Genomic DNA, 12,106 nt, shown 5'->3' on the forward strand with positions numbered 1-12,106 from the left:
CCCAACCCAGCCCGTCCGGCGCTTGAGGACAAGGCAGGCCGCCCGCCCCACAACCCACGCCCACCGGCAACGGCAGCGCCGCGTGCGCCGCGTGCGCCGCGTGCGTGTCAGCCACCCCGCCTAGCCTGAAAGGTATGTGCCGAAACATCACGACGCTCCGCGGACTCGACCCCGCCGCCACCGACGTGGAGATCGAAGCCGCCGCCCGTCAATACGTCCGCAAAGTAGGTGGCGTGCAGACCACGTCGACCCGCACCGAGGAGGCCGTCGAGCGCGCCGTCGCCGCGATCGCCGAGGCCACGAAGGTGCTGCTCGCCGAGCTCCCCGAGCGCCGCCAACCACCGCCCACCCTCCCCCCGCTACGCCGCCGCGAAGCCGCCGCACACGCCGCCGCCGAAGCCGCCCGAGCGCACACCCACCCGCACCCCCACGCTCCCGCCGAGGAGCCCGCCGACGCCCGCTGACCCCCTTCGCGAACCCCCACCAAACCCCGCCGAACCACCGCACAGACCACTTCGCGGGCCACTCCGGGGCCACTCGGATACGGGTCGGAAACGACTCGGAAAAGCCTTCGCCGACAGGCGTGGACACCCGCCTCGGACACCCGGTTGCCGGCCTCCGCCGCGTTATGGTGGATGGTCCCCGCCGCCCCCTTCGAGGAGCCTCACACACCGTGTCTGACTCGTTCGTTCACCTGCATGTCCACACCGAGTACTCGATGCTGGACGGAGCGGCGAAGAACGACAAGCTGTTCGCCGAGGTGGCCCGCCAGGGCATGCCGGCGGTGGCCATGAGCGACCACGGCAACATGTTCGGCGCCTACGAGTTCCAGGGCACGTCCAAGAAGCACGGCGTCAAGCCGATCATCGGCATCGAGGCGTACGTCGCCCCCAGCACCCGGCACGCCCGCCGCCCCGAGTTCTGGGCACCCGGCGGCAAGCGCGCCCCGAGCGAGGACGGCGAGGGCGGCAAGGACGTCTCCGGTGGCGGCCGGTACACCCACATGACGATGTGGGCGGAGAACGCCCAGGGCCTGCGCAACCTGTTCCGGCTCTCCAGCCTGGCGTCCATCGAGGGCTACTACATGAAGCCCCGGATGGACCGCGAGCTGATCGCGCAGCACCACGAGGGCATCATCGCCACCACCGGCTGCCCGTCCGGCGAGGTGCAGACCCGGCTGCGCCTGGGCCAGTACGACGAGGCGATCAAGGCGGCCTCGGCGTACCAGGACATCTTCGGCAAGGAGAACTACTTCCTGGAACTGATGGACCACGGCCTCGACATCGAGCGCACCGTGCGTCAGGACCTGCTGCGGATCGCCAAGGAACTGAGCATCCCGCTCCTGGCCACCAACGACTCGCACTACGTCACCGAGGACCAGGCCGACGCGCACGACTCGCTGCTGTGTGTGGGCGTGGGCAAGAACAAGGCCGACCCGAACCGGTTCAAGTTCGCCGGCACCGGCTACTACATCAAGACCTCCGACGAGATGCGCCGGCTGTTCGCCGAGGTGCCCGAGTCCTGCGACAACACCCTCGCGATCGCCGAGCGCATCCTGCCCTACGACGAGGTGTTCGCCGAGGTCAACCGGATGCCGCAGTTCGACGTCCCGGAGGGCGAGACGCAGGCGACGTACCTGCGCAAGAAGATCGCCGCGGGCCTCAAGCACCGGTTCGGCGACAACCCGAGCCAGGAGGTGCTGGACCGGATCGAGTTGGAGATGGGCGTGATCACGCCCATGGGCTTCGACTCCTACTTCCTCGTGGTCGCCGACATCTGCCAGTACGCCCGGGACAACGGCATCCCCGTCGGCCCCGGCCGCGGCTCGGCGGCCGGATCGATGGTCGCCTACCTCACCGGCATCACCGGCCTGAATCCGCTCGACTACGACCTGCTGTTCGAGCGCTTCCTCAACCCCGAGCGCATCAACCCGCCGGACGTCGACATCGACTTCGACGACCGCCAGCGCGACCAGATGGTGCGCTACGTCACCGAGAAGTACGGCTCCGCCTACACCGCACAGGTCAACACCTTCGGCACGATCAAGGCCAAGGCCGCGATCAAGGACTCCAGCCGGATCCTGGGCTTCCCGTTCGCCACCGGCGACCGCATCACCAAGGCGTACCCGCCGGACATCATGGGCAAGTCGATGCCGCTGGCGGGCATGTTCGACAAGGACCACGCGCGCTACACCGAGGCCGGCGAGATCCGCGCGCTGTACGAGTCCGACCCCGAAGTGAAGATGGTGATCGACACCGCGCGCGGCATCGAGGGCCTGACCCGCGGCACCGGTGTGCACGCCGCCGCGGTCATCCTGTCCTCGACGCCGCTGATCGACCTGATCCCGCTGCACCGGCGGGACAAGGACGGCGTGATCATCACCGGCTTCGACTACCCGTCGTGTGAGGCGATGGGTCTGGTCAAGATGGACTTCCTGGGTCTGCGGAACCTGGGCATCATCGATCACGCCATCAAGATCATCAAGGCCAACCGGGGTGTCGACGTCGACATCGAGAAGATCCCGCTCGACGACCCGACCACGTTCGAACTGCTGTCCCGGGGCGACACGTTGGGCGTGTTCCAGCTCGATGGCGGCCCCATGCGCGCGCTGCTCAAGCTGATGAAGCCCACCGAGTTCGAGGACATCTCCGCGGTCTCCGCGCTGTACCGGCCCGGTCCGATGGGCATGAACTCGCACATCAACTACGCACTCCGCAAGAACGGGCAGCAGGAGATCACGCCCATTCACCCGGAGTTGGAGAAGCCGCTCAACGAAGTGCTGGGCCCCACCTACGGTCTGATCGTGTATCAGGAGCAGGTGCAGCGTGCCGCGCAGGTGTTGGCCGGCTACAGCCTCGGCCAGGCCGACCTGCTGCGCCGGGCGATGGGCAAGAAGAAGAAGGAAGTCCTGGAGAAGGAGTTCATCCCGTTCCAGGCGGGTTGTCGCGAACGCGGCTACGGCGACGAGGCGATCCAGGCGGTGTGGGACGTACTGGTCCCGTTCGCCGGCTACGCGTTCAACAAGTCGCACTCGGCCGCGTACGGCCTGGTGTCGTACCAAACGGCCTATCTCAAGGCGAACTTCCCCGCCGAGTACATGGCCGCGCTGCTCACCTCGGTGGGCGATGAAAAGGACAAGATGGGCATGTACCTGGCCGACGCCAGGTCGGCCGGCATCCGGGTGCTCTCGCCGGACGTCAACGAGTCCGTGGCCGACTTCACCGCCGTCGGCTCCGACGTGCGATTCGGCCTGCGGGCGATCCGCAACGTGGGCGACAACGTGATCAACGACATCGTCGAAGCGCGTACGAGCAAGGGGAAGTTCAACTCGTTCGCCGACTTCCTGACCAAGATCGGCCTGCCCGCGTGCAACAAGCGCGCGGTGGAATCACTGGTCAAGGCCGGGTCGTTCGACGCCCTCGGGCACACCCGCCGGGCCCTGGTGGACGTCCACGAACAGGCCCTGGACGCGGTGGTGGGCCTGAAGAAGCAGGAGGCGGCGGGTCAGTACGACCTGTTCGGCGGCGGCGACGAGGCCACCGCGGAACCGGCCGTCGGGCTCGACTTCACGCTCACCGACCAGGAGTGGCCGCGCAAGCTCAAACTGGCCACCGAGCGCGAGATGCTCGGCCTGTACGTCTCCGCGCATCCGCTCGACGGCGCCGAGCACATCCTGTCCCGACACCGCGACACCTCGATCACCGAGCTGAAGAACTCGGGCCGGACCGAGGGCCAGGTGCAGTTGGCGGGCCTGATCACCGGCATCCAACGCAAGGTCAACAAGAGCGGTTCGCCGTGGGCGATGATCAACCTCGCCGACCACGACGGCGAGATCGAGGTGTTGTTCTTCCCGCAGTCGTACACGCTGGTCGCGCACGCGCTGGAGGAGGACGTCGCGGTCAGTATCAAGGGCCGGCTCAACGAACGCGACGGCGCGCTGAGCGTGTTCGGCTCCGAACTGGTCCCGCTCGACATCGGCTCGGCCGAACACGGCGGCAAGGCCCCGGTGTGCCTGCGGCTGCCCACCACCAAGGTCAACGAGAAGCTGGTGAAGGACATCAAGCGGGTGCTCTCCTCACACCCCGGGGACAACCCGGTGCACCTGATCCTGGAGAGCGCGCGCATGCGCACCCGCTACAACCTGGACTTCCGGGTCAACCCCGAGGGCGGCCTCGCCGGCGAGATCAAGTCGATGCTGGGCGCGGGGGTCTGGAGCATCTGAGCCGGTCCCGAACGGACCGGACCGACCGAGGGGTCGGGAGCACGAGCGTAACCCTCGTGCTCCCGACCCCTCGGCCGTCTCCGCCGACCCTCGGCTCTGTCCGCGGATCCCTCGATCGTCTCCGCGACCGGCGACCGGCGACCGGGCGCGGGGTGCTCAGGTGTGCGTGCGGTCGTACTCCTCGCGCGCGATCAGCACCTGCGCCATGTGGCCCTCCAGGTGCTTGATCAGGTCGAGCAGCTTGGCCGCCGTCGCGGCGCCCAGTTCGGTGAGCGTGTACTCCACCCGGGGCGGGATCGCGCTGTGCACCTCTCGGAGCACGAAGCCGTCCCGCTCCAGCGCCTGCAAGGTCTGCGCCAGCATCTTCTCGCTGACCCCGTCGACCCTGCGGCGCAGCGCGTTGAAGCGCATCGGGCCGTCGTACAGCCCGCCCAGGACCAGCACGCCCCAGCGGCCGGTGATGTGCTCCATGGCCGCACGCGAGACACACGCCTTCGCGAACACGTCGAACTCGAACTCCGGGGTCGGGTCCGGCCCGGTCTCGGTCTCGGTTTCCATCGCTGCCCCCTTCGTCGTGTGCGTCTGCGGCTGCGTCTGCATGCTTTGAGGCTACCTCCGAGTCAGCACTTTCGAAAGTGCTGCACTTTCCTGACGCTTGCGCTTTCGAAAAGTTAGTGCAATCGTTTGGACAGCGGCCGGACGACGGGTTCGGCGCGGAAGAGAGGAAGCTCGCCATGATCGTCGTCACCGGAGCCACCGGGCAGTTCGGCCGCCTCGTCATCGACGCCCTGCTGGAGCGCGGCACCCCCGCCTCGGAGATCGTCGCCGCGGTACGTACGCCGGCCAAGGCCGCCGACCTCGCCACCCGCGGGGTCGAGGTGCGCGAGGCCGACTACGAACGGCCGGAGACCCTCGTGCCGGCCTTCACCGGCGCGGACAAGCTGCTGTTCGTGTCCAGCAACGGTCCAGAGGCGGACCGGATCGCCCAGCACACCGCCGTGGTCGCCGCCGCCGCCGAGGCGCGGGTCGGACAGTTGATCTACACCTCCATCTACGCCGCGAGCGAGAGCCCGCTGGGCCTGTCCCGGGTGCACCGCGACACCGAGGCGCGGATCGCGGCCACCGGCCTGCCCGCCGTGCTGCTGCGCAACGGCTGGTACACCGAGAACTACACCGGCTCGCTGGCCGGCGCCGTCGAGCGCGGCGCGGTCGCCGGCTCCGCAGGCGAGGGCCGGATCGCGTCCGCCTCGCGCGCCGACTTCGCCGAGGCCGCGGCCGTCGTGCTGCGCAGCGACGACCAGGCCGGGAAGGTGTACGAACTCACCGGCGACCACAACTGGAGCCTGGCCGAGCTGGCCGCCGAGGCGGCGAAGCAGAGCGGCAAGGAGATCGCGTACGCGAACCTGCCGGCCGAGCAGTACACCGAGATACTCAACGGCGTCGGCCTCCCGCCGTTCCTCGTCGAGCTGATCGTGGACGCCGACGTCCAGATCTCCGACGGCGCGCTCGCCGGCGTCACCGGCGACCTGTCCGGCCTGCTGGGTCGCCCGACCACGCCGCTCGCGGACACGGTCGCGCTCGCGCTCAAGGGCTGACCGCGCACCCGTTCCGACGCCTCCCGACAGCAAGCGCCCCGAGCACGGCGGCAAGCCGACGCCCGGGGCGCTTCGGGCGCTCTCGGCGCTTCGGGCGGCGCGGATCGCCTCCCCACGTGCTCCACCGGATGGAAACCGCGCCGGGTACCCGCCCTCGGCACCCGCGTCCGGTCCCGCCCGACCGACTGCGGGGACACCCCGAGCGCATACGAATCGGTGCCCGCCGGCGACACCGCCGCTTCACCGGGTGAGCGCCTCCCCCGGCGCCGCCGGGGCGAGCAATCGCCGGAGCGCGGTGGGGGTGTACCCGAGTTCCTTCCGCACGGTCCGGGAAAGGTGCGCCTGGTCGGCGAAACCGAGGTCGACGGCGAGTACGGCCAAGCCGACCTCACCGGCCTCCAACCGATCCAGCACCGAACCGAGCCGAACCCGGTTCCGGTATCGGGTGATCGAAACACCCATCTCCCGGGAGAACACCCGACTCAGCCGGAACGGTGACACCCCGATCGACTGGGCCAGCGAGAGCAACGCGCCGGAGGCGGCGTCGCCGGTCGTGATCGCCTCGCGCGCCGCCGCAACCAGCCGCCGGTCGTCGGGCGCCGACTCGACCGGACGCGGTCGCGCCGCCATCCGGTCGACCGCGCACCGAATCAGGGTCAGCACCTGTTCGGCCAGCGCGTAGTCGACATCGCCGTCCTCGGCGGCCGACAGACACCGCCGGTGCGCGAGGTCGAGCGCCGCGTCGACGTACAGCGCCGAGCACGCGGGACCGCGACCCGGCTCGCCCGCCGCGTCCGCCCACAGTTCCGGCGCGACCCGCACGGACGTACACACGTCGCCACCGGCGGGGTGCGCGAAACGCTCCTCCTGCTTCGGGACGCCGACATAGCCGACGGTCGGATCCAGGTCGACGTCGACACCGTCGACCCAACGCCGAAATCGGCCACTGCGCACCAGCACGATCCGGTGGTCGTCACGCTCCTCGGGCGATGTCCAGTCCCGATGGTCACTCCGGCACCGCACCGCACTCACCACAAACGCGGGCCGATCGACAACATCCACCACGGACAACACACCTCCACGCTACGCCCGCCCCCCCGACAGCACCCCCGCGTCGGCCGCACGGCACGCCACCGCCACCCCGCTCGGGCCGGCGCCCGCTCCACCCGCGACCCGCCTTCACCCGAACTCCACGCCCGTGCTCGCCCCGCCGCACATCGCCCCCGGCCACCCCGCGTGGTCCGCGCAAGGATGTTCAAGACCCGGGGGCGCGTGGGCGGCAGGCTCGGTGTGGGCGTGTATCGCGCCTTTGATGTTTCGATTCGGACCGGAGGATTGCCGTGACGCGCATCCAAGAAGAGCGCATCGTCGAAGCCGACGCCGATGACGTCTGGGCGATCATCGGCGAGTTCGAGACGGGGCCGGTGCGGATGGCTCCCGGGTTCGTCGTGGACAGCCGGCTGGAGGAGCCGGGCACACGGTTCGTCACCTTCGCCAACGGCATGACCGCCCGCGAGCGCCTGATCGAGCTCGATGCCGAGGAGCGCAGCTTCACCTATGCGGTGACCGGCGGCAGTGTCACGCCCACCCACGACCGGGCGACCATGCGGGTGCGGCCGACGGCCGAGGGCCGCTGCGTCTTCAGTTGGACCCGCGACGTACTTCCCGACGGTGTCGTGGAGCCGATGCGGCAGGCGATGGCGTACGGCGCGGACCTGATCAAGCTCACCATGGAGGACCTGGCCAAGGCGGCCGGCCGGGCGGGTTGAGCCCGGCTGGCCGCCCCGATTCAGCCCAGTTCGGCCTCGATCAGGTCGGCCGCGCGACGGGTACCGCCCTCCGCGAGGGCATCGGCCCGCAGTCCGGCGGAGCGCGCGGCCACCTCCGGGTCCGAGGTCAGCGCGAGGAGCGCGCCGCGCAGGGCTTCCGGCGTGGCGTCCTCGGTGTCCAGGCGGCGGGCCACGCCCAGCTCGACCAGCCGATCCGCGTTGCCGAACTGGTCGACGCCCTGCGGTACGGCGATCATCGGCACACCGGTGATCAGCCCTTCGCCGCTGCCGCCCATCCCCGCGTGCGTGACGAACGCGTCGGCCTGCCGCAGAATGGCCAACTGCGGCACCCAGGAGTGCAGTTCCACGTTGGCCGGGAGTACGCCGAGGTCCGCCGGGTCGGTGTGCCGGCCGATCTGGAGCACCACGTGCCACCCCGGCAGGTCGCCGAAGGCGGCGAGGCACCGCCGGTAGAACTCCGGCTGTCGGGTGAAGGCCGAGCCCAGCGAGATCAGCAGCACCCGCTCCGCGCCGACCGGGCGGGTCCATTCCCCCTGATCCTCACGGCGGCCCAGGCACGGGCCGACGAAGTCGACCACGTCCGGGTCCACGAGTTCCGCGTTCGGCTGCATCGCGCGCGCGACGGTGGCCACCACCCGGCGCGGCCGTCCACCGAACGTGTCCACGTCCGTGGTGGTCGCACCGGCTTCCGCCAGCCAGGCGGCGAAGCGCGCCCAATACGCGTCCGCGCCCGGCAACTGCTTCATTCCGGGCAGCACTTCGTCCTCGTACCCGCGCCAGGCCACGTACGTCGGCGACAGTTGCACGATCGGCCGGTCCTGACGCTCGGCCAGCGCGCGGGCGGCGTACGCGCCGATGTCGTAGAGGTAGAGGTCCGCCGGGTCGTGGTCGTACGCCGCGCGCAGTTGCGGCAGCGCCTGGATCGCGTCGTCCAGGAACACACCCATCGCGGCGATCGCATCGGCCGGCCAGTCGTTGTCGGCGACCGGCAGCGTGGAGCGGTACGGCACGAACTCGGCGCCGGTCGGCGCGATCAGTTCGGCGACGGCGGGGTCGTTGGCGTAACTGACGCGGTGGCCGCGATCGGCCAGTTCGCGGATGACTTCGAGGCTGGGCAGGACATGGCTGACGGCGGGGATGCCGATCATCGCGATGTGCGCACGGCGACGTGACATGGGAGTTCTCGTTTCGGATCTACGGCGGGTGGACACGGCAGCCCGACCACCCGGGCGTCGGCGCACGATGCGGGCGCCACCCGGTGCGGGCCGATCGAGGGCACGGCCCTCGCCGGTGTCAGCCGTAGAACTGAAGGAAGTACATCCCTCGACGATATCCCGAGCACTCGGCACCGACCAACCGACTTTCCGGATCACACTCATCCTGCCGCGTGGAGTCGCATGCAGGCCGAGGTCGACCCGGGTAACCGCGTGGGCGGCCGTCCGGGTCACGCGGGCCGGACGTGCAGATCCGTCCCGGTCGTCCCCGGCACCTCGACACCCGGCAGCAGCCGCATGTCGTGGTCGTAGTCGCCACCGACCAGCGACCGGAACGCGACCGGCTCGTCGGTGAAGAGCCCTTCGAGGCGTCGCCCGAACTCCAGCTTCGCCGCCTCGAACCGCTCCTCCGACACGTCGTGCGCGCCGAACACCGCGAACGGTTCCAGCGGCGTCATGCCGGCGAACCAGAACAGGCCGTGCTGCATCGGGTACAGCAGATCCGCCAACCGCCCGTGGATACCCCGGTCGGAGAACGCCGACTCCCGGGCACCGGCCGTCACCGACACCAGCGCACGCCGCCCGGCCAGCGCGCCTTCGCTGTACGGCGGCGGGACCGCCGGACCGTAGCCGAATCCGGCGGTGAACACCCGGTCGATCCAGCCCTTCATGATCGCGGGCACCGAGAACCACCACATCGGGAACTGCAGGATCACCGCGTCCGACCAGCGCACCTTCTCCTGCTCGACGGCGATGTCCGCCGCCAGGCGCCCGGCCAGCGTGGCCTGCTCCGAGTCGGCCATCACCGCGAACCGTTGTTCCGGGTCCCGGCTCGGGAAGTCGTCGGTGTCCACACTCGCCTTCCACTTCATCGCGTAGAGGTCCGACACCCGCACCTCGTGGCCCGCGGCGCGCAGTTCGTCGACCGCGAAGGCGGCCAAGGCGGCGTTGAGCGACCGGGGTTCCGGGTGGGCGCTGACGACGAGGATCTTCTTCGGCTCCTCGGTCCGGCCGGACTGCTGCTGGTGCTGGTGCGACTGCGACGTGGTTTCGGTCATGACGCAACGCTCTCCCGGACGCGCCGGGGCAGCCAGTACCCGGTTCAACCGGCGGAATGGCGTTCCTGGTACTCCGAAGACCAGGAACGGGACGGCAGGGCACGGCAGACGGGACGAGACGCGGCGCCGGTGCGCCGGGCCACGCACGCACCGCCCGGGCGCCGCGAGGGCCACGCATACTGGACCATATGAACGGCGTGAACCGCACCGAACGCACCGAACGCACCGAACGCACCGACGACATGGAGAACCGCACCTCAGGGGCCGTCGACGGCGTCGGCGACACCCGGCGCGCGCTCGGCGGCTTCCTGCGCGCTCGCCGCGAGCGGATCGCCCCGGAGAACGTCGGACTCGTCGGCGGCGGCCGACGGCGGGTACGCGGGCTGCGTCGCGAGGAGCTGGCCCAGCTCGCCGGGATCAGCGTGGACTACTACGTCCGGCTCGAACAGGGCCGGGCCACCCAGCCCTCCCCCGAGGTGCTGGACGCGCTCGCCAGGGCGCTCGGCCTCGACGCCGCCGAGCGCCGGCACCTCACCACGCTGACCGCCGCCAAGCGCGATCCGGCGCCCGCGACCCGGGTCAGCCCGCTGCTGCAACAGGTGCTGGACTCGATGACCCGGTTGCCGGCCTTCGTGACGAACCATCGCCTGGACGTGGTGGCCTGGAACGACCTGGGCGCCGAGCTGGTCGGCGGCCTGGCCGACCCGGGCCGCCGGGATCCGAACAACGCCCGGTACTTCTTCCTCGACCCCGGCTCCCGAGTCGTCTTCCCCGAGTGGGAGGAGCGGGCGGGCGACGCGGTGGGCCAGCTCCGAGTCGCCGCCGGGCTCTACCCGGGCGATCCGGAACTGGCCGAGCTGATCACCGAACTGTCCGCGCACAGCGCCGACTTCCGGCGGATCTGGGCGACCGGCAAGGTGCTGATGTGCTCGGCGGGCCGCAAACAGGTGCGACACCCGCGGGTCGGCCTGATGCACCTGGACTACGAGACGTTGCGGGTACCCGTCCCGTCCGGCGAGACCGGCCTGGAAATCCACATCTTCTGCGCCCCCGAACACAGCCCGGACGCCCGGGCCCTCGCCGAACTGGCCACCATCACGGCATCGGCATCGGCGACAGCCTCGGCGTCGGCCGAAGACGCGACACCCGCGACGGAGGCGCTCAGCCCTTCGATCGGGTGAAGCACACGAACCGGCCGACCGTACGCCCGCCCATCCGCACCGCCACCCGCACCGCCGGTCCGTCTCGGCTCACACGTCGAGGATCTCCGTGTTCTGGCAGGCGACCAAGAGCCGGCGTCCCGCCTCCTTCGCCATGACATAGAGCGGCGTGCCCGGGTTCCCGGTGGGCCGACCGTCGAGCGTCAGGTACTGGGCGTGCACCTTGACCGCCGCGACGTCGGGGCGGATGTGCGTGTTCGAGCGTTGCGATCACCCGCTTGATCGCCGCGATCTCGACTTCCCGTACCGGTCCATTGCCATCGGTCGTAGTCATGGGACCAGCCTGCAACTTCAACCGAACTTCAGATCAAGAGCCCGCAGGACCGATCGGCTCCACGTCCACCGCGTCCTGCTTTCGAGGCGACGGCGCGTGCTTGGCCGCGTAGCGGCGGGCCTTGGTGCGGTTTCCGCAGACGCGCATCGAGCACCAGCGTCGGCTGCGGTTCTTGGACACGTCCCAGAACACCCACGCGCAAGCGTGCTCCGGGCAGCGTTTGAGCCGGGTCGACTCGCCGGTGCCGACCAGGTCGCCCCAGGCGATCGCGAGTCGGGCCAACGCCCCTTCCACCGGCGGCAGTTCCGGACTCGGTACGAAGCGCCCGGGTGGCTCGCCGGTGCCCAACTCGAACACCACCGGCAGGGCGCGCAGCACCTCGTCGGCCTGCCGGAGCGATTGCGGATCGGGCACGTCACCGACCGGTACACCGAGCCTCTCCCGCAGGCCGGCGCGCAGTCGTAGCGCCGCGTCGAGGTCCGCCTGGCCGAGCCCGGCACGGGGGTCGAGCAGTTCCCAGGCGACCAGCCACGCGCCGAGTCGGGACGGCGTGACCAGTTCGTCCGTACCGAGTTCGACGTCGACAGTGTTCACGAATGCCTGGATCAGCACTGCCGAAGCGGGTGCTTCGAGCATCGGGGCCTCCATGGTGCGCGTCGGGTCCGGTCGGGCCGGGCCGCGTTCGCGGCGCGTCGCGACCTCGGTGCGGCCCGGGCACCAGTCTACCGCCGCG

11 protein-coding genes are annotated in these 12,106 nt (G+C 70.3%); 5 read left to right on the forward strand and 6 right to left on the reverse strand.

Going from position 1 to position 12,106, the window contains the following annotated elements; translation table 11 throughout:
* Window positions 1-134 precede the first annotated feature (134 nt).
* Window positions 135-464 carry a DUF2277 domain-containing protein gene (locus tag ACZ4FV_RS12165; RefSeq protein WP_395864551.1) on the forward strand — a complete coding sequence of 110 codons (330 nt, stop codon included), beginning with the start codon at window positions 135-137 and terminating at the stop codon, window positions 462-464.
* A gap of 209 nt (window positions 465-673) precedes the next feature.
* A complete protein-coding gene (gene dnaE, locus ACZ4FV_RS12170; RefSeq protein ID WP_402235954.1) occupies window positions 674-4,222 on the forward strand; it encodes a DNA polymerase III subunit alpha in 3,549 nt (1,182 codons plus the stop codon).
* 156 nt (window positions 4,223-4,378) lie between these two features.
* Here dnaE and ACZ4FV_RS12175 read toward each other — a convergent pair whose 3' ends face one another.
* The gene (locus ACZ4FV_RS12175; RefSeq protein WP_395864555.1) at window positions 4,379-4,780 is read right to left on the reverse strand and encodes a winged helix-turn-helix transcriptional regulator; all 402 of its coding nucleotides are present in this window, start codon (window positions 4,778-4,780) and stop codon (window positions 4,379-4,381) included.
* A 176-nt stretch (window positions 4,781-4,956) separates the two neighbouring features.
* Here ACZ4FV_RS12175 and ACZ4FV_RS12180 point away from each other — a divergent pair, with 176 nt between their 5' ends.
* On the forward strand, window positions 4,957-5,817 hold the full coding sequence (locus ACZ4FV_RS12180; RefSeq protein WP_402235950.1) for an SDR family oxidoreductase: 861 nt from the start codon (window positions 4,957-4,959) through the stop codon (window positions 5,815-5,817).
* Window positions 5,818-6,057: 240 nt separating this feature from the next.
* Here ACZ4FV_RS12180 and ACZ4FV_RS12185 read toward each other — a convergent pair whose 3' ends face one another.
* A complete protein-coding gene (locus tag ACZ4FV_RS12185) occupies window positions 6,058-6,882 on the reverse strand; it encodes a helix-turn-helix domain-containing protein (RefSeq protein WP_402235947.1) in 825 nt (274 codons plus the stop codon).
* A gap of 275 nt (window positions 6,883-7,157) precedes the next feature.
* Here ACZ4FV_RS12185 and ACZ4FV_RS12190 point away from each other — a divergent pair, with 275 nt between their 5' ends.
* Window positions 7,158-7,586 (forward strand): SRPBCC family protein, encoded by a 429-nt coding sequence (locus ACZ4FV_RS12190; RefSeq protein ID WP_395864561.1) that lies wholly within the window; start codon window positions 7,158-7,160, stop codon window positions 7,584-7,586.
* 20 nt (window positions 7,587-7,606) lie between these two features.
* On the opposite strand, the gene ACZ4FV_RS12195 is transcribed toward ACZ4FV_RS12190, so the two are convergent.
* A complete protein-coding gene (locus tag ACZ4FV_RS12195; protein ID WP_402235944.1) occupies window positions 7,607-8,782 on the reverse strand; it encodes a macrolide family glycosyltransferase in 1,176 nt (391 codons plus the stop codon).
* 269 nt (window positions 8,783-9,051) lie between these two features.
* Complete coding sequence (locus tag ACZ4FV_RS12200; protein ID WP_402235941.1) at window positions 9,052-9,879, reverse strand: NAD(P)H-dependent oxidoreductase; 828 nt, start codon at window positions 9,877-9,879, stop codon at window positions 9,052-9,054.
* A 188-nt stretch (window positions 9,880-10,067) separates the two neighbouring features.
* Between ACZ4FV_RS12200 and ACZ4FV_RS12205 the strand changes: the two genes are divergently transcribed.
* On the forward strand, window positions 10,068-11,060 hold the full coding sequence (locus ACZ4FV_RS12205) for a helix-turn-helix transcriptional regulator (protein ID WP_465322575.1): 993 nt from the start codon (window positions 10,068-10,070) through the stop codon (window positions 11,058-11,060).
* A 69-nt stretch (window positions 11,061-11,129) separates the two neighbouring features.
* On the opposite strand, the gene ACZ4FV_RS12210 is transcribed toward ACZ4FV_RS12205, so the two are convergent.
* Together ACZ4FV_RS12210 and ACZ4FV_RS12215 are read right to left on the reverse strand one after the other, a co-directional pair.
* Window positions 11,130-11,261: a hypothetical protein gene (locus tag ACZ4FV_RS12210; RefSeq protein WP_395864569.1), complete on the reverse strand. Its 132-nt coding sequence runs from the start codon at window positions 11,259-11,261 to the stop codon at window positions 11,130-11,132.
* A gap of 145 nt (window positions 11,262-11,406) precedes the next feature.
* Window positions 11,407-12,009, reverse strand: a complete 603-nt coding sequence (locus tag ACZ4FV_RS12215; protein ID WP_402235935.1) for a CGNR zinc finger domain-containing protein — start codon at window positions 12,007-12,009, stop codon at window positions 11,407-11,409.
* Window positions 12,010-12,106 lie beyond the last annotated feature (97 nt).

The sequence above is a fragment of the Embleya sp. NPDC025285 genome, assembly GCF_055558835.1.